16 protein-coding genes are annotated in these 17,200 nt (G+C 68.1%); 5 read left to right on the forward strand and 11 right to left on the reverse strand.

What is annotated here, in order from left to right; genetic code table 11:
* Position 1 precedes the first annotated feature (1 nt).
* The 3 genes from ASE43_RS07855 to ASE43_RS07865 all read right to left on the reverse strand — a co-directional run bounded on the left by ASE43_RS07855 (position 2) and on the right by ASE43_RS07865 (position 3,622).
* The gene (locus ASE43_RS07855; RefSeq protein WP_057160083.1) at positions 2-340 is read right to left on the reverse strand and encodes a DUF2695 domain-containing protein; all 339 of its coding nucleotides are present in this window, start codon (positions 338-340) and stop codon (positions 2-4) included.
* Between the two features lie 198 nt (positions 341-538).
* On the reverse strand, positions 539-2,203 hold the full coding sequence (locus ASE43_RS07860; protein WP_056177695.1) for an MFS transporter: 1,665 nt from the start codon (positions 2,201-2,203) through the stop codon (positions 539-541).
* A gap of 18 nt (positions 2,204-2,221) precedes the next feature.
* Positions 2,222-3,622, reverse strand: a complete 1,401-nt coding sequence (locus tag ASE43_RS07865; RefSeq protein ID WP_056177697.1) for a DcaP family trimeric outer membrane transporter — start codon at positions 3,620-3,622, stop codon at positions 2,222-2,224.
* 257 nt (positions 3,623-3,879) lie between these two features.
* Here ASE43_RS07865 and acs point away from each other — a divergent pair, with 257 nt between their 5' ends.
* Positions 3,880-5,832, forward strand: coding sequence for an acetate--CoA ligase (gene acs / locus ASE43_RS07870; RefSeq protein ID WP_057160084.1), 1,953 nt, complete (start codon positions 3,880-3,882; stop codon positions 5,830-5,832).
* Between the two features lie 179 nt (positions 5,833-6,011).
* Here acs and ASE43_RS07875 read toward each other — a convergent pair whose 3' ends face one another.
* Positions 6,012-6,374, reverse strand: a complete 363-nt coding sequence (locus ASE43_RS07875) for an endonuclease domain-containing protein (protein WP_057160085.1) — start codon at positions 6,372-6,374, stop codon at positions 6,012-6,014.
* Between the two features lie 89 nt (positions 6,375-6,463).
* Here ASE43_RS07875 and ASE43_RS07880 point away from each other — a divergent pair, with 89 nt between their 5' ends.
* Entirely contained in the window at positions 6,464-7,132 is a 669-nt protein-coding gene (locus tag ASE43_RS07880) for a response regulator transcription factor (protein ID WP_056177704.1), read from the forward strand.
* 54 nt (positions 7,133-7,186) lie between these two features.
* Here the strand turns inward: ASE43_RS07880 and ASE43_RS07885 are convergent, their stop codons facing one another.
* Positions 7,187-8,575 (reverse strand): alpha/beta fold hydrolase, encoded by a 1,389-nt coding sequence (locus ASE43_RS07885; protein ID WP_162258771.1) that lies wholly within the window; start codon positions 8,573-8,575, stop codon positions 7,187-7,189.
* A 245-nt stretch (positions 8,576-8,820) separates the two neighbouring features.
* On the opposite strand from ASE43_RS07885, the gene ASE43_RS07890 reads away from it, so the two are divergent.
* Together ASE43_RS07890 and ASE43_RS07895 are read left to right on the forward strand one after the other, a co-directional pair.
* Positions 8,821-9,327 (forward strand): hypothetical protein, encoded by a 507-nt coding sequence (locus ASE43_RS07890; protein ID WP_157499762.1) that lies wholly within the window; start codon positions 8,821-8,823, stop codon positions 9,325-9,327.
* A 28-nt stretch (positions 9,328-9,355) separates the two neighbouring features.
* Positions 9,356-9,844, forward strand: a complete 489-nt coding sequence (locus tag ASE43_RS07895; RefSeq protein WP_057160088.1) for an SRPBCC domain-containing protein — start codon at positions 9,356-9,358, stop codon at positions 9,842-9,844.
* A 30-nt stretch (positions 9,845-9,874) separates the two neighbouring features.
* On the opposite strand, the gene ASE43_RS07900 is transcribed toward ASE43_RS07895, so the two are convergent.
* The 3 genes from ASE43_RS07900 to rpmB form a co-directional block, all read right to left on the reverse strand.
* Positions 9,875-13,315, reverse strand: coding sequence for a PAS domain-containing hybrid sensor histidine kinase/response regulator (locus tag ASE43_RS07900; RefSeq protein ID WP_057160089.1), 3,441 nt, complete (start codon positions 13,313-13,315; stop codon positions 9,875-9,877).
* A 399-nt stretch (positions 13,316-13,714) separates the two neighbouring features.
* The gene (gene rpmG / locus ASE43_RS07905) at positions 13,715-13,879 is read right to left on the reverse strand and encodes a 50S ribosomal protein L33 (RefSeq protein ID WP_036168663.1); all 165 of its coding nucleotides are present in this window, start codon (positions 13,877-13,879) and stop codon (positions 13,715-13,717) included.
* A gap of 11 nt (positions 13,880-13,890) precedes the next feature.
* Positions 13,891-14,127 carry a 50S ribosomal protein L28 gene (gene rpmB, locus ASE43_RS07910; RefSeq protein WP_056177711.1) on the reverse strand — a complete coding sequence of 79 codons (237 nt, stop codon included), beginning with the start codon at positions 14,125-14,127 and terminating at the stop codon, positions 13,891-13,893.
* A 300-nt stretch (positions 14,128-14,427) separates the two neighbouring features.
* Between rpmB and ASE43_RS07915 the strand changes: the two genes are divergently transcribed.
* Positions 14,428-14,823 carry a GFA family protein gene (locus tag ASE43_RS07915; RefSeq protein WP_056177712.1) on the forward strand — a complete coding sequence of 132 codons (396 nt, stop codon included), beginning with the start codon at positions 14,428-14,430 and terminating at the stop codon, positions 14,821-14,823.
* A gap of 95 nt (positions 14,824-14,918) precedes the next feature.
* Here ASE43_RS07915 and ASE43_RS07920 read toward each other — a convergent pair whose 3' ends face one another.
* The 3 genes from ASE43_RS07920 to ASE43_RS07930 all read right to left on the reverse strand — a co-directional run bounded on the left by ASE43_RS07920 (position 14,919) and on the right by ASE43_RS07930 (position 17,100).
* Positions 14,919-15,254, reverse strand: a complete 336-nt coding sequence (locus ASE43_RS07920) for a lipid-A-disaccharide synthase N-terminal domain-containing protein (RefSeq protein WP_056177713.1) — start codon at positions 15,252-15,254, stop codon at positions 14,919-14,921.
* A 5-nt stretch (positions 15,255-15,259) separates the two neighbouring features.
* Complete coding sequence (locus ASE43_RS07925) at positions 15,260-16,006, reverse strand: glycosyltransferase family 2 protein (protein ID WP_057160090.1); 747 nt, start codon at positions 16,004-16,006, stop codon at positions 15,260-15,262.
* 128 nt (positions 16,007-16,134) lie between these two features.
* The gene (locus tag ASE43_RS07930) at positions 16,135-17,100 is read right to left on the reverse strand and encodes an NAD-dependent epimerase/dehydratase family protein (protein ID WP_056177717.1); all 966 of its coding nucleotides are present in this window, start codon (positions 17,098-17,100) and stop codon (positions 16,135-16,137) included.
* Positions 17,101-17,200: the final 100 nt, after the last annotated feature.

The following is a 17,200-nucleotide window of genomic DNA, read 5'->3' on the forward strand; positions in this document are numbered from 1 at the left end:
GTCAGGCTCCGGTATCGGCCGCGGCCGCGCGGTCGCGCGACTCCAGCCAGTGTTGGTGGGTGTTGGCCGCGATCTCGCAATCGCAGTGGCCGCCGTAAGCCTGGCACCAATCGAGCAGGGCGTTCGCCTCCTCGTCGCTCAGCGCCATCGCATCGATGCATTGCATCGCATGCCGCGTATCGTGGAAGCAACCGTGTCGCGCGCGCAGGCGTTCGACCTCGTCGAAAAACAGGCGCAGGCGCGCGTCCGGCAACGGGAACTCGGCTTGGGCGCGCTGACGCTGCGCCTGTTTCCAGGCCTTGAGCTGGGCCTTGCGTGCGGATTTGTCGCGGTCGCTCATGCGTCAAGGGCTGCCAGTCATCGTAAGCATCGATGGACCAGGAGCATAAGCGCGCGGCGAATATGCGCCAAGCCGCCATGCGGCGGAAGGGTGCGGCGCGAACGCGCGGACCGACGATGGCGGCGTCGCAAAGAACAACGCCGGCTTGCGCCGGCGTTGTCCTTACCGCATACGACGTGGGGTCGTTCGGGGGCGACCTCAGTCGCGGATATCGACGTTCTTGGTTTCGGGCAGGAACAGCGCGCCGATCACCACCGTCATCGAGGCGATGATGATCGGATACCACAAGCCGCTGTAGATGTTGCCGGTGGCCGCCACGATGGCGAAGGCGGTGAACGGCAGGAAGCCGCCGAACCAGCCGTTGCCGATGTGGTAAGGCAGCGACATCGAGGTGTAGCGGATGCGGGTCGGGAACAGCTCGACCAGCCAGGCCGCGATCGGTCCGTAGACCATGGTCACCAGCAGCACCAGGAAGGTCAGCAGCGCCACCACGACCGGGGTATTGACCTGGGCCGGGTCGGCCTTGTCCGGGTAGCCGGCGGTCTTGAGCGCTTCGGTCAACTGCTTGCCGAACGCGTCGGACTGGGCCTTGAACTCGTCCTTGCCCAGCGCCTCGCCTTCGAAGCTGCTCAGGTTGGCGCCGCCGATCGACACCGTGGCCACGCTGCCGGCCGCGGCCGGGGCGTTGATGTAGGGGATGCCCTTCTTGGCCAGCGCCGCCTTGATGATGTCGCAGGATTGCTTGAACGTCGCCTTGCCGACCGGGTCGAACTGGAACGCGCAGCGCTCCGGGTCGGCGCTCACCGTGACCGGCGACTTCGCCACCGCCGACTCCAACGCCGGATTGACGTTGTGGGTCAGGGCTTTGAACACCGGGAAGTAGGTGACGGCGGCGATCAAACAGCCCGCGAGCACGATCTTCTTGCGTCCGATCTTGTCCGACAGCCAGCCGAAGAAGATGAAGCCGCCGGTGGCCAGCGCCAACGCGATCGCGATCAGGATGTCGGCGCGGTTCGGGTCCAGGCCCAGGGTCTTGGTCAGGAAGAACAGCGAGTAGAACTGGCCGCCGTACCAGACCACGGCCTGGCCGGCGGTGGCGCCGAGCAGGGCGAGCAGGGCGATCTTGCCGTTCTTGGAGAAGAAGCTCTCGGTGATCGGCGCCTTGGAGGTCTTGCCCTCGGCTTTCATCTGCTGGAACAGCGGCGATTCGGCCAGCTGCATGCGGATCCACACCGACACGCCCAGCAGCACCACCGAGACCAGGAACGGAATGCGCCAGCCCCATTCTTCGAACGCTTCCTTGCCCAGGTAGTTGCGGCAGCTCCAGATCACCAGCAACGACAGGAACAGGCCCAGGGTCGCGGTGGTCTGGATGAAGCTGGTGTACAGGCCGCGCTTGCCGTTGGGCGCATGCTCGGCCACGTAGGTCGCCGCACCGCCGTACTCGCCGCCCAGCGCCAGGCCTTGGGCCAGGCGCAGCGTGATCAGGATGATCGGCGCGGCGATGCCCATGGTCGCGTAGCTGGGCAGGATGCCGACCAGGAAGGTCGCCAGACCCATGATTACGATGGTGACCAGGAAGGTGTACTTGCGCCCGATCATGTCGCCGAGGCGGCCGAACACCAGCGCGCCGAACGGACGCACCGCGAAGCCTGCGGCGAAGGCCAGCAAGGCGAAGATGAACTGGCTGGTGTCGTTGAGGCCGCCGAAGAACTGCTTGCCGATGATGACGGCGAGCGAACCGTACAGATAGAAGTCGTACCACTCGAACACGGTGCCCAGGCTGGACGCGAAAATTACTTTTCGGTGGCCTTTGGTGAGTTCGCCGGAGCCGGGCGATGCGGTAGCGGTGACGCTGGACATGATGCGTTCCCCTAGAGGTTAGAAGCTGTACTTGACGTGCGTCTGCAGGCGGTTGAGTTCGCCGGAGTCGCCGTTCTCGAGTTCGCGCTTGCCCCAGATCAGCTCCGCGCCGACGTCGAGCTTGGGCAAGGGAGAATAGATCAGGTTGATATGCGCCGACTGCGCCGACTTGGTGATGCCCAGGCCGGTCAGCGCGGTCTCGTTGTCGTACTGCGCGCGCGAATAGAACACGTTGCTGCGCAGCTTCGGGCTGAACACGTGGCGCCAGCCGACGAAGCCGCTGATCAGGTCGATGTTCTCCAGATCGCCGTTGGCGTCGAGCACCGCGTCGTTGTTGAGCGCCAGACCGACATAGCGGCCGATGCCGCTGCCGGCGGTGACCATGTAGCGCAGGTCGTCGCTCTTGCCGAGGTTGAACTTGCCCGAGACGCTGGCGCCGTAGCCGGTGCTGCTGTCGTTGGCCGGGCCGTTCTGGTACTTGAGCTGGCGCGCGAGCAGGCCGACGCCGAAGTGGCCCCAGTCGCCCTTGGCGGTGTAGCGCGCGGTGATGTCCGGCATCGTGCCGTCGTCGCCGGCGACCTGGGCCATGTTGCCGCGGAACGGCGTGTACACGGTCTCCGGGTTCTCGATCGAGAACGACCACGGGCCCTTGGTGTAGCGCAACTGGGCCTGGCGCACGAACACCGTGCCCTCGGTGGGGCCGAGGAAGTCGACGGTGTCCGGCAAGGCCGCGGTGTCCTGGAAGTTGGACCAGGCCTGGCCGGCCAGCCAGTTGTTCCAGGTCACGTAGGCCTGGCGCAGGGTGAGCGCGTAGGTGTTGGTGGCGATCTCGTTGCCGGTGAAGGCGGTGGTGCCGCCGCCGAACAGGTCGAACTCCAGGTAGGCCTTGAGCTTGTCGCCGCTGTCCAGGTCGGTGTCGGCCGCGAACCAGAAGCGCGAGAAGTTCGCGCCCATGTCGGTGTCGGTGCCGCCCTCGCGGGTGCGGCCGCCGCCGACCGGGATCGCCTTGGGCACGTAGAACAGGCGTCCGACCGAGCCGTCGGCGATGTCGCCGTCGTTGGTCTGGGTGACCGAGGCGTCGAGCTTGATGAAGCCGCCGTAGCTGAAGCGGGTGCCCGGATTGGCGCCGGGCGTGATCGCCGCGGTCTGCAGCGCGGGCTTGCCGGGCGCCGCGGCCGGTGCCGCCGGCGCGCTGGCCTGAGCGGTCTTGACCTCGGCGATCTGGCTTTGTTGCTGCTGCTGTTGCGAGACCAGCTGCTGGACCATGGCTTCGAGCTGGGCGACGCGCGCCTCCAGCTCCTTTTCCTTCGCCGTCTGGGCGTAGGCCATACCGGGCAACGACAGTGCGACCAGCAATGCCGCGGCCAGCGGGCGCCGCCGGATCGCGCTCCCCGCCGGCGATGCGATGCGAATGGACATGATTCCCTCCCGAGGAATGCCGCGCAGGACGCGCGACTGCGGCCAGCCTGCGCGCCAGGCCGGGGAGGGGCCATTCGCCATTGGTCGTAAAAAGCCGTGTTCAGATGGCACATACGACCATGGTCTAAACCACGGTCACGGCGGCTATCGTGGCGGATGCGGCACACTGGAGGTTCGCCCACGCCTGCGCGCGAACCTTAGTCGGCCCACACCCCGTCCACACTGACCCGTCCCACGTCCAACCGCCGGAGCGCCCCATGAACCAATCCGCCACCGTCTATCCCGTTGTCGCGGACTTCGCCGCCCAGGCGCGGATCACGCGGGAAGACTACGAGCGCCTGTACGCCGAATCGGTGCAGCAGCCCGAGGCGTTCTGGGCCCGGGTCGCGCAGCGTCTGGACTGGTACACGCCGCCGACCAAGATCAAGGACGTCAACTACGCCCTCGACGATTTCCGCATCCGCTGGTACGAGGACGGCGAGCTCAACGCCAGCGTCAATTGCCTGGACCGCCACCTGGCCACGCGCGGCGACAAGACCGCGCTGCTGTTCGAGCACGACGATCCGAACCTGCCGGCCGAACACGTGACCTACCGCGAGCTGCACGCGCGGGTCTGCCGCCTCGCCAACGCCCTGCGTGCGCTGGGCGTGCGCAAGGGCGATCGCATCACCATCTACCTGCCGATGATCCCGGAGGCCGTGGTCGCGATGCTGGCCTGCGCGCGCGTCGGCGCGATCCACTCGGTGGTGTTCGGCGGCTTCGCGCCCAATTCCATCGCCGACCGCGTCGCCGACTGCAGCAGCAAGCTCATCATCACCGCCGACGAGGGCCTGCGTGGCGGCAAGAAGATCCCGCTCAAGGCCAACGTCGACGCCGCGCTGAAGATGCCGGGCACCAATTCGGTCGAAACCGTGCTGGTGGTGCGCCATACCGGCGCCGCGGTCGACATGCAGATGCCGCGCGACCGCTGGTACGACGCGGTGGTCCACGGCCAGCCCGAGATCTGCGAGCCCGAGCGCATGAGCGCGGAAGATCCGCTGTTCATCCTCTACACCTCCGGCAGTACCGGCAAACCCAAGGGCGTGCTGCATACCACCGGCGGTTATCTGGTCTACGCCAGCTATACCCATGAGGCGGTGTTCGACCTGCGCGAGGACGACATCTACTGGTGCACCGCCGACGTCGGCTGGGTCACCGGCCACAGCTACATCGTCTACGGCCCGCTCGCCAACGGCGCGACCGCGCTGGTGTTCGAGGGCGTGCCCAACTATCCGAACGTGTCGCGTTTCTGGGACGTGATCGACAAGCACCAGGTCACGATCTTCTACACCGCGCCGACCGCGATCCGCGCCCTGATGCGCGACGGCGACGAGCCGGTCGCGCGCACCTCGCGCAAGTCGCTGCGCCTGCTGGGTTCGGTGGGCGAGCCGATCAATCCCGAGGCCTGGCGCTGGTACCACGAAGTCGTCGGCGATTCGCGCTGTCCCATCGTCGACACCTGGTGGCAGACCGAGACCGGCGGCATCCTGATCACGCCGCTGGCCGGTGCGATCGACCTCAAGCCCGGTTCGGCGACCAAGCCCTTCTTCGGCGTGCAGCCGGCCCTGGTCGACGCCAACGGCGCCGTGCTCGAAGGCGCGGCCGAGGGCAACCTGGTGCTGCTGGATTCCTGGCCGGGCCAGATGCGCACCGTCTACGGCGACCACGCGCGCTTCATCGAGACCTACTTCAAGACCTATCCCGGCAGCTATTTCACCGGCGACGGCTGCCGCCGCGACGCCGACGGCTACTACTGGATCACCGGGCGCGTCGACGACGTGATCAACGTCAGCGGCCACCGCATCGGCACCGCCGAGGTCGAGAGCGCGCTGGTGCTGCACCCCAAGGTCGCCGAGGCGGCGGTGGTCGGCTTCCCGCACGACCTCAAGGGCCAGGGCATCTACGCCTATGTGACCCTGATCGCCGGCGAAGCGACCAGCGAGGACCTGCGCAAGGAACTGGTCGCGTGGGTGCGCAAGGAAATCGGCCCGATCGCGACCCCCGATCACCTGCAGTGGGCGCCCGGCCTGCCCAAGACCCGCTCGGGCAAGATCATGCGCCGCATCCTGCGCAAGATCGCCGAGAACGCGCCGGACCAGCTCGGCGACACCAGCACCTTGGCGGACCCGTCGGTGGTGGAGAGTTTGGTCAACGACAGGTTGGGGAAGTGAGGGGGAGGGGCAACAGCAAATCCCCCCTAACCCCCCTTTTTCAAAGGGGGGGATCTGGTGCGTCGCTGTTCGTTGCCTCGCGCGGTTTCGCGCACATCGCATTGCTGCCGAATCCGCCTTTGCCTTTCCCCCCTTTGAAAAAGGGGGGCTGGGGGGATTTGCTTTCCCGCCACCCGCGGTCAACGCATTCGCTCACTGACCGCCGCCCAAATCGCAGCCATCACCTCCTCGGTCTCCAACAGCACCTGCCGGTTATCGAATCGCAGCACCCGCAAGCCCATCGCCGCCCGCGCCTCCTCGCGTATCCGGTCGGCCGCCAACGCCTCCGGCTCGAAATGCTGCCCTCCATCGACCTCCACCACCAACATCGCGGCGGCGGCGTAGAAGTCCACCACATAGATCGCGAGCGGCTTTTGCCGATAGAACCGAACACCCTCGATCTGCCGTCGCCGCAAACGCAACCAAAGGCGCTGTTCCGCGGCGGTCATCGCGCCGCGCAAACGACGAGCGGGTCGTTTCAGGTCTTTTCGATACGGCAACATGCAGGTATTGAACCGTTCGCGGCACCTATCGCGACAGACGGTAGATGCCGCGTCGTAGCGCAGGAAAACCCCTACCCAGGAGCGCAGCCATGGCTACCCTGCTGATCGCCGACGACCACCCGCTGTTCCGCGAAGCCCTGCGCGGCGCGGTGGCGCGGGTGCTGCCCGATGCGTCGCTGCGCGAGGCCGACAGCGTGGATGCGCTGTATGCGCTGGTCGAAGCGGAGTCCGACGCCGACCTGCTCCTGCTGGATCTCAACATGCCCGGTGCGCAGGGATTCAGCGCTCTCGTGCATCTGCGCGCATTGCACCCGCAGTTGCCGATCGTGGTGGTGTCGGCGCGCGAGGAGCCGGCGGTGATGCGACGCGCGCTGGATCACGGCGCGGTCGGCTTCATCCCCAAGTCGGCCGATGCGGCCACCCTGGGCGAGGCGATCGCCAGCGTGCTCGCCGGCGATCGCTGGGCGCCGGCCGCGGCCTTGTCGGCGCCGGCCGCCGCCGATGACGAACACGACGCCGCGCAGCGCCTGCGCGATCTGACGCCGCAACAATTCCGCGTGCTGCAAATGCTGGGCGCGGGCTTGCTCAACAAACAGATCGGCTACGAGCTGGGCGTGTCCGAAGCGACCGTGAAGGCGCACGTGACCGCGATCCTGCGCAAGCTGGGCGCCAACAACCGTACTCAGGCGGTGCTGATCGCCGGACGTCTGGCCTTGGACCCGGGCGCGATCGTGCTGCCGGCCGAAGAGGGCGAGTAGCGAAGTGTCCATCGCGGCGCAGGCGCGGGACGCCTCCGCCGGACTCGATCGCGATCAAGCCGCGGCGGCGTCGATCGGCGCGAACCGCCGGTCCAGCCAATCGCTTATCGTCGCCAGCGCCAGCGGCGAAAAGGTCTCCTCGATGATCGGATACTCGTAGGCCTCGCCGCTGATGCAGGACTGGAACAGATGATTCAGTCCCGGCAGTTCCCGCAGGGTGCAGTCGCGATGTTGGGTGGCGCCGAGCGTCCGACCGATCGCCTCCAGATTGGTCCTTGCGGGGACCTGCACGTCGCGTTCCCCATTGAGCGCCAGCACCGGCGCCGAAATGCGCGCCAGCGTTCGCGCCGGGTCGAAGCGCAGCGCAGAGCGGAACCAGACTTGGTTGTAGCGCGCCAGCCAGTCGCCGGCATTCGCCTGCGCGGTCGCGTCGGCGCCGTGCGCATGGGCGATGGCGACGATGCGCTCGGCGTCGATCGCCGCATCCGCCGGCATATCGGCGAGTTCGCGGAACAGCGCGCGAGCGAACGCGATATGACGCTCGACGACGTCGGTCGTCGTGCCGCTGCGTCGCAGGGCCTCGCCCTCACGTAGCGCCAGTACCTCGCCCATCGGCAGTCCGGGGCCGCCCATCGAAATCAGGAACGCCGTCTCCTCGCGCTCCGCCGCGAGCCATTGGCCGATCGCGCCGCCCATGCTGTGGCCGATCAGGCCGACCGGCGCGGATCGCAGCTTCTGTCTTGCCAGCAGGAAGTCGAATGCAGCGGCCATGTCCTGCGCCTCGTCGGTCAGCGTGATCGCCGACCGCTCGCCGCCGGATTCGCCGACGCCGCGGTCGTCCAGCCGCAGCACGGCGTAGCCGCACCGGCTCAGATGGTCGGCCAGCACCCAGAAAGGTTTGTGGCCGAACACGGTTTCGTCGCGGTCCAACGCGCCGGATCCGTTGATCAGCAGCGCCATCGCCCGCAGGGTGCCCGCGCGCGGCATCGTCAAGGTTCCGGCCAGCTGTATGCCGGCGCGGCGGTTGGCGACGCGGATCGCTTCGATGGCGTAGTCGAAGGGCGGTTGCGGCGTTTGCGGCCGCAGCGGCGCCGTCGGCGCCACGTCGCCCGCCTCCAGGCGCATCGGTCGGCGCTGGTCCTGAAACAGAAACTCGCCATCGATACGGCTGCCATCCACGCTCAGTTGACCACGGTACCGGCCTAGCGAGCGGCTATTGAAACTGAGCAGGCCCAGCAGGTACTGGGCTTCGGTAAAGACGAAACCGCCGCGTCCTTGTTGCGGAAAATCCGCAGTGATGGCGATGCCGTCGCCCGACGATTCGATCAGCAGGCGCACCGCAAGCGGCATGCCCGACACGGTGACGGTGCCCCTCCAATAGCCCAGAGGTAGGGGATGCGTGGAAGTGCGCTGTCGGTAGGCGCTGGATTCGGGCCTGTTCAAGGGGCATCGCTCTGGAAATCCGGACGCGCGATTCGCGTGCGGAAACTTTATCGATCGCATGAATTTGCGCGCGTTTCTTATCGACAGCCGTTCACCGAGGGTCGTAAAATGAATCGTATGGGGAGCGAGAAACGCGGGCGCGTTTCCAGCAAACGAAAGCCCAGGCGGCGCAAGCGCGATGCGGCTCTTGTACGATTGAAATACCGAAGTTCGGCCGGGCAGTCGCCATGCGTAACGGAGCCTGTGTGAGATCCCGCAAGCTATCGATGCTGTGCGCGCTGCTCGCCCTCTGCGCGAGCCCGTTGCTGCACGCGGGCGACGACGATTGCAGTTTCGACCGGGGCTACCAGGTCAAGCGGTTGGCCGAGCGGGCGGCGCGCCATCCCGGCGGTCGAGTGAGCGCTGACGGACACGAAGTGTCTTGGCGCATGGCCGATGGCGGCGTGCTGAGCGTGGAATACGCGGGTTGCGTCGATCTGGCGGCGAACGTCACGCTCCGCTATCCCTCCGATCGACGTCCCGACAACCGGATCGCCTTGCGCCGATTGTTCGCGGCGGTATCGACGTATTGGTCGCCTGCCGACGCCGAGCGCATGGTGGCCGCGTTCGCGAGCCATGCGTTCAGCGTCCGAGCCGAGAGCCGCGACCTGGTCGAGCTGGACCTCACGCGCGATGAGGGCTCGCAGTTCCCGCTGGGCTTGACCCTTTCGATCACGCCTACAGAGCTTGCGGTCACTTGGAGTGATGGTTGATGCACTCGTTCGCGAACCAGGCACGCACATGAGCGTCGCATCGGAACGCGACTACCCTCAGCTGGTCGAGAAATCCATCCTGATCCAGGCGCCGCAGGCCGTGGTCTGGGCTGCCCTGACCGAAGCGCATGCGCTCGAAGCCTGGATGTCGGACGAGGAGTTCGCGGTGCGGACCGACTGGACACCAGGCGGTCCGGTGGTCTTCCGCGGCCTGCTACACGGCCGCCTGCGTTTCGAAAATCGAGGTGTGGTCCAGGCCTTCGAGCCGCCGCGCCTGCTGCAATACACTCACTGGAGTTCGCTGTCGCGGCGGGTGTTTCCCGATCTGCTTGAGCACCATGTCGTGCTGCGCTTCGCGCTGGCTCCCTCGGGCGGCGCCACGCGCGTGGACCTGACCTTGAGCAACCTGGGCAACTACGCCGTGTACGGGCACATCAACTACTACTGGGAAATCGCGTTGCCGGCATTGCGGCGTTACTGCGAAGCCACGGTCTGCACGCAGACGCAGCCACCCTGATGCGCGGATTCGATTCGCTGCGGCGCGCCCTCAAGTCGATACGGTCTGCCGCTGCGCGGCCAGGAACGCGCGCAGCGAAGCTGGCTTGATCGGCTTGGTGAGCACGTGGCAACCGCGTTCGCGCGCGGCCAGCTTGAGCGCATCGCTGCCGTCGCCGGTGAGCAGCGCCGCCGGCAGGGTACGTCCGGCGCGCGCGCGCAAGGCATCGACCACGCCCAGGCCGTCGAGCCGGTCGTGCAGGTGGAAGTCGACCAACGCGACATCGGGTTTCTGATCCATCAGGGCCAAGGCCTCGTCGACCGTGGCCGCGATCAGCGCGGTGGCCTGCCAGCGGCTGAGCAGGGTGCGCATGCCGTCCAGGATCTCCAGGTCGTTGTCGACGCACAGCACGCGCAGGCCGGACAGCGAGTCGGCGATGGCCGGCGCGGCGGCGATGCGCGCGCGCGCGGTGCGCCCGCAGGGCACGGCGATCGAGAACACGCTGCCGCGCCCCACGCGCGAGCGCACGCGCAGCGGATGGTCGAGGGTGCGCGCGATGCGTTGGCAGATCGACAGGCCCAGGCCCAGGCCGCGCTCGCCGCCGACGCCGGGCTGATCGAAGCGCCGGAACTCGTCGAAGATCTGCTCGAGGTGATGCTCGGGTATGCCGGGGCCGGTATCCCAGACCTGCAGTTCGACTTGGCCCTGGCGCGCGCGCGCGGCCATCAGCACGCCGCCCTCGCGGGTGTAACGGAAGGCGTTGGCGATGAAGTTCTGCAGCGCGCGCCGCAGCAGGCGGCGATCGCTGCGCACCGGCATTTCCTCCAGCGGCACGCGCACGCGCAGCTGCAGCCCGCGGCCGGTCGCGCTGGGCGCGTATTGCGCAGCCAGTTCGCGCAGCAGTTCGCCGGCGTCGAAGTCGGTGGGTTCCGGGCGCAGGGCGCCGGCGTCCAGGCGCGAGATGTCGAGCAGGCCGTCCAGCAGATCCTCGGCCGCGCGCAGCGAGGCATCGACGCGTTCGGCCAGGCGGCTCTGCTCGTCGGCATCGGTGGTCTCGCGCAACGCGGTGGTGAACAGGCGCGCGGCGTTCAAAGGCTGCAGTACGTCGTGGCTGACCGCAGCCAGGAAGCGGGTCTTGGATTGCTGCGCGGCCTCGGCTTCCTGGGTGCGTTGTTCGACGCGCTGCTCGAGGTTCTCGTTGGCTTCGCGCAGGGCCTGCTCGGCGCGCTTGTAGTCGGTGACGTCGCTGTAGCTGGTGACGTAGCCGCCGCCCAGCAGCGGGCGGCCGACCATCTCGATCACCTGGCCGTTGGCGCGCACGCGCTCGAACACGTGCGAGGCGCCCGCGCGCAGGTGGGCGAGACGGCGCCGCACTTGCGCGTCGATGTCGCCGGCGCCCATCTCGCCGCGCTCGGCGTTCCAGCGGATCAGGTCGCTGACCGGGCGGCCGACGTAGAGCATGCCGTCGGGGTAGTCGAACAATTCCTGATAGCGGCGGTTCCAGGCCACCAGGCGCATGTCGCGGTCGACCACGCTCACGCCCTGGCTGATGTTCTCCAGCGTGGTCGACAGCACCTGGCGGTTGAAGCGCAGTTCCTGATTGGCCTCGTCGAGCAAGGCCACGACCTCGCCCAACTCCATGCCCGAACCGCGCAAGGCGCTGGTCAGGGTGAGGCGCGCGGAGGCGGCGCCGATCGCCGAGGCCAGCAGGCGTTCGGTGAATTGCGCCAGCGCGCGGTCGGCGGGTTGGTCGGGCAGCCAGGTGCGGCCCTGCGCCTGCGCGTATTCCTCGAACGCGCGCCGCGCGTGGCGCTCGCCGACGATGCGTTCGGCCAGGGTCAGCAGTTCGCCGCTGCGCACGCTGCCGGCCCAGCCGCCCGGGCCCAGCGCGGGGCGCTGCACGTAAGGATCCAGATAGGTCGCGGCCAGCAGTTGGTCCTGCAGGCGCGGACGCTGGCGCACCGAAACGAACAGGAAGAAGCCGATGTTGAACAGCAGCGACCAGAAGGTGCCGTGAGTGAGTGCGTCCCAGCCGGTGAGCCCGAACAACTGCTCCGGACGCAGCCAGGACACGCCCAGCGGGCCGTGTTCGATCCAGGCGGTGTCGAGCCAGCCCACGCGCGCGAGCGCAGGCAGCAGCAGGGTGTAGAGCCACAGCAGCGCGCCCGCGAGCAGGCCCGCGAACGCGCCGGCGCGACTGGCGCCGCGCCAGTACAGGCCGCCGATCAGCGCCGGCGCGAACTGCGCGACCGCCGCGAACGCGAGCAGGCCGTGCTGGGCCAGGCTGTCGGCGCCGATCGAGGCGCGATGGTAGGCGTAGGCCATCATCGCCAGCACCAGGATGGTCGCGCGCCGCACCCACAGCACTTGGCGGTCGATGCCCTGGGTTTCGCGCAGGGCGCCGCTGCGCAGCAGCAGCGGCACGACCAGGTCGTTGCTGACCATGGTGGCTAGGGCGACGCTGGCCACGATCACCATGCCGGTCGCGGCCGAGAAACCGCCGATGTAGACCATCAGCGCCAGGGTTTCCTGCTTCAGCGCCAGCGGCAGGGCCAGCACGTAGGTGTCCGGCGATACCGAAGTGCCGCCCAGCACGGCCTGGCCGGTCAAGGTGATCGGCACCACCAGCAGGCTGATCAGAGCGAGGTAGCCGCCGAACAGCCAGCGCGCGGGGCGCAGGTCGTTCGGGTCCTGGCACTCCACCACGGCGACGTGGAACTGGCGCGGCAGGCACAGGATCGCGGCGAAGGCCAGCAAGGTCTGGGCGACGAAGCCCGGCGGCAGGCCGGGCGCGGTGACCACGCGCGCGGCCTGGCCCACGCGCGCGGCGAGGTTGCCGTCGCCGGGCAGGTGGGCGAGCGCGAACACGCCGATGGCGACGAAGGCGACCAGCTTGACCAGCGATTCCAGGGCCACCGCCAACACCATGCCGTGGTGGTGTTCGGTGGCGTCGATCTGGCGGGTGCCGAACAGGATCGCGAACACCGCCAGCATCAGCGCGACATAGAAGGCCGGGTCGGCGAGCAGGCTGGCGTCGGAGGGCACGCCGGCCAGCACCTCCACGCTCATCGCCACCGCCTTGAACTGCAGGGCGACGTAGGGCACCGCGGCGGTCAGCGCGACCGCCGCCACCAACGCGGCCAGGCCGGGCGCGCGGCCGTAGCGCGAGGACAGGAAGTCGGCGATCGAGACGATGCGGTGCTCGCCGGAGATCAGCACCAGGCGTTCGAGGATGCGCCAGCCGAAGGCCAGCATCAGCAGCGGGCCCAGATAGATCGGCAGGAAGCCCAGGCCGGTGCGCGCGGCGGTGCCGACCGCGCCGTAGAAGGTCCAGGACGAGCAGTACACCGCCAGCGCCAGCGAGTACACGGCCGGACGCAGCCAGCGCAGCTTCGGGGTACGCGCGGTGCGCTGGTCGCCGTAGTAGGCGACCGCGAACAGCAGGCCGACGTAGCCGGCCGACACCAGCAGCAATATCCAGCCTGGGATCACCGCAGGGCCCCTCTGCGTTCGGACAGTCGAGTGTACGGCGGTGGGGGCGGGGCAGGCTGGGGGGCTACGAAAGTCGTAGGCGCGGCCCTCACCCCAACCCCTCTCCCGCGAGCGGGAGAGGGGCTAAAAAGAGGCGGCTCGTCGAAGGCTCATTGCGGCGCGGTGGTACCGCTTTATGTTGTCATTCCCGCGAAAGCGGGCGCCGCTTTACGTCGGCGTAGCCGAACCTCCAGCGACTTCAGCGAGAGGGTTCTCTGGCCTAAATGCTGCGAGGAACTCAAATCGCGGACAAAAAGAAACCCGCCTTGCGGGCGGGTTTCTCGGAGGCCTGGATCCCCGCCTGCGCGGGGATGACCTTCCGGCAAGGCCGTTCGCGCGCTGCGCGAACGGGCCGAAAGGTCACTTGATCTTGCCTTCCTTATAAATCACGTGCTTGCGAACGACGGGGTCGTACTTCTTGACCTCCATCTTGTTCGGGGTGTTCTTCTTGTTCTTGTCGGTCGTGTAGAAGTGACCGGTGTTGGCCGAAGAGATCAGACGGATCTTGTCGCGCTTGGAAGCCATGATTCAGGTCCTCAGATCTTTTCGCCGCGGGCGCGGAGATCGGCCAGAACGGCGTCGATGCCGTTCTTGTCGATGGTGCGCATGGCGTTGGCGGAAACACGCAGCTTGACCCAACGGTTCTCACTGGCGACCCAGAAGCGGCGCTCGTGCAGGTTGGGGAGGAAGCGGCGGCGGGTTTTGTTCATGGCGTGCGAGACGTTGTTGCCGGTCGTCGTTCGCTTGCCCGTAACTTGGCATACGCGGGACATGTGCACCTCGAAAGGATTGGATGCTTCCCTTGGCCAGGGAGGCGGCGGCCCCGCCGTCGGCGCGGAAATCCGCGGACAGCGCGCGATACGGGTGGAAACCTCAGCCGATCGAGGCGGCCGAAATCGCGCTTCCGGAACCGCTCGGACCTGCCCCTAAGGGTGGGTCGGACACAGCGAGCCGCGCATTATGCCGGCAAATTCGAGCCCAGACAAGCACTTGGGCGCCGGGCAGGGGCGTCCGGGCCGGCCGTCGCGGTATCTTTGCGCCGTAGCCCCCTCCCAGACCGACCCGAGGCGCCCATGATCCGTCTAGCCACCTGTTCCTGCGGTCAGCTGCGCGTGGCCTGCGAGGGCGAGCCGGTGCGGATCTCGGTCTGCCACTGCCTGGAGTGCCAGCGCCGTACCGGCAGCGTGTTCGCGGTGCAGGCGCGCTACCCGCGCGAGCGGGTGCGGCGGCTGGAGGGCGAGTCCGGGCGTTTCGAGCGCACCGGCGACAGCGGCACCACGGCCCGCTTCCACTTCTGCCCCGCCTGCGGCTCGACCGTGTACTGGGAGCCGCAGTCGATGCCGGACTCGATCTCGGTCGCGGTGGGCGCCTTCGCCGATCCGGGGTTTCCGCCGCCGCGCCATTCGGTCTACGAGGTCCGCCGGCACGCCTGGGTCCGGATGCCGGACGAGATCGAACACTACGACTGAGGGCGCGCGATGGTGCGGTTGTCATCGCAACCTACGGCCGCACGGGTACGGTGCGGTAAGCCGTAGGCGCACTGCGCCGCTGGGACTCTCCGAGCTCAGTGCCCGGCGCGATCCCGGTGCCAGCCGCGGTGCTTGATGTCCAGGTACAGGCTGTAGGCGGCGGTGAAGGCCGGGAACAGGTTCTGGATCACGCCCACCGAGTCCTGCTTCTGCGAGAACACGAAGTAGCTCAATGTCATCGCGCTGCCGACCAGGCTCATGTACCAGAACGCGCGCGGAATCACCGGCTTGCCGTGGCGCTTGCTGGCCACGAACTGCACCAGCCAGCGGCCGCCGAACATCAAGGCGCCGGTCAGGCCGATCAGCTTCCACGGCGACATGTGCAGGCCGGTCCAGGCCAGCCATTCGATCGGCGAATTCATGAAGTCCATGCGGCTCAGACCTCTTCGGTGGCGGTGACCTTGCCGCGCTTGATCAGCCAGGCGACGCCGCGCAGGTCGCTGATGCCGACCAACGCGCGGTTGAGATTGTTGTACTTGGACACGCCGGTGGAGCGCGCGCGGTGGTTGACCGGCACGCTCACCGTCTTCCAACCCGCGCGCTGCATCAGCGCCGGCAGGTAACGGTGCATGTGGTTGAAGTGCGGCAGATCGAGGAAGGCCTCGCGCTCGAACAGCTTGATGCCGCAGCCGGTGTCGGGGGTGTCGTCGCGCAGCATGCGGCTGCGGATCGCGTTGGCCCACTTCGAGGCCCAGCGCTTGCTGCCCGAGTCCTGACGGTTCACCCGCCAGCCCGCGAACAGCTTGATATCGGGCGCCGATTCGGCGCGCTTGGCCAGCAGCTTGGGAATGTCGGCCGGGTCGTTCTGGCCGTCGCCGTCCAGGGTGGCGATCCAGCGCCCGCGCGCGGCCTTGACGCCGTTGCGGATGGCGGTGCTCTGGCCGCTCTGGGTGATGTGATGGACCACGCGCAGCTCGGGCACCTGCGCCTTCAGCGCGCGCAGCGCGTCCAGGGTGCCGTCGCGCGAACGGTCGTCGACGTAGACGATCTCGAAATCGCCGCCGTCCTCGGGCGCGCGGCCGCGCAGCGCGGCGGTGATCTCGTGGATCAGCGGGGCGACGTTGTCCTGCTCGTTGAACACGGGAACGACGACGGACAGGTGCGGCGTGTGGCTTGCGGTCATCTAACGGACTCGTCGCGGCTCACCGGAGCCGGGATTGGCGGTGCGAACCCCTCGCGCGGAGGGGTGGAAAGAGCGTACGGCGCCTGCGCGGGAGCGCAAGCGTCCTGGTGGGGGGCCGCCGCGAGGGTTCAGGCCCTGGCGCCGAAATAGTCCCGGCACCAGGCGACCACCTGCGGCAGTCCGGTCTCGATCGAGGTGGTCGGCTCGAACCCGAACGCCGCCTTGGCGCGCGCAGTATCGGCCATCGTCTCGACCATGTCGCCCGGCTGCATCGGCTTGTAGACCTTTTCGGCCGCCTGGCCGGCCGCGGCCTCGATCACGCCGATGAAATGCTCCAGCTCGACCGGGGTGTGGTTGCCCAGGTTGAACACCCGGTGCGGCGGATCGTCCTGGGCCGGATGCGCGAGCGCGCCGAGCACGCCGGCGACGATGTCGTCGATCCAGGTGAAGTCGCGGCGCATGCGGCCGTGGTTGAAGACCTCGATCGGGCGCCCCGCCAGCACCGCGCGCGAGAACAGCAGCGGCGCCATGTCGGGGCGGCCCCAGGGGCCGTAGACGGTGAAGAAGCGCAGGCCGGTGGCGTGCAGGCCGTAGAGGTGGGCGTAGGTGTGCGCCATCAGCTCGTTGGCGGCCTTGGTGGCCGCGTACAGCGAACGCGGCCGGTCCACGCGCTGGTCTTCCGAGAACGGCGCCACCGCCGAATCGCCGTAGACCGAGGACGAGCTGGCGTAGACCAGATGCTGCACGCCGCGGTGGCGGCACAGCTCCAACAGGTTCACGAAGCCGGCCAGGTTGCTGTCGACGTAGGCGTGCGGATGGGTGAGCGAGTAGCGCACGCCGGCCTGCGCGGCCAGGTGGATCACCTGGGTCGGCGCGACCTCGTCGAACAAGGCGGCCAGGCCGTCGCGGTCGCCCAGGTCGAGGACGCGGATGTCGACGTCCGCGCACAGCGCGGCGACGCGGTCGCGCTTGAGCTGCGGGTCGTAGTAGTCGTTGTAGTTGTCCAGCCCGACCACGGCCTGGCCGCGGGCGCGCAGGGCGCGGCAGACGTAGCTGCCGATGAAACCGGCGGCGCCGGTGACGAGGATGGTCATGGGGCGATGGTGACGGGTTCGGAGGCGGAAAGCATGCGCGGGCGGAGGTTACCGTTTCGACAGCGTCCGCGAACCCGTGTCGGAATCGCGTGCGCGCATC

The organism is Lysobacter sp. Root983, from assembly GCF_001429345.1.
Lineage (GTDB): Bacteria > Pseudomonadota > Gammaproteobacteria > Xanthomonadales > Xanthomonadaceae > Lysobacter.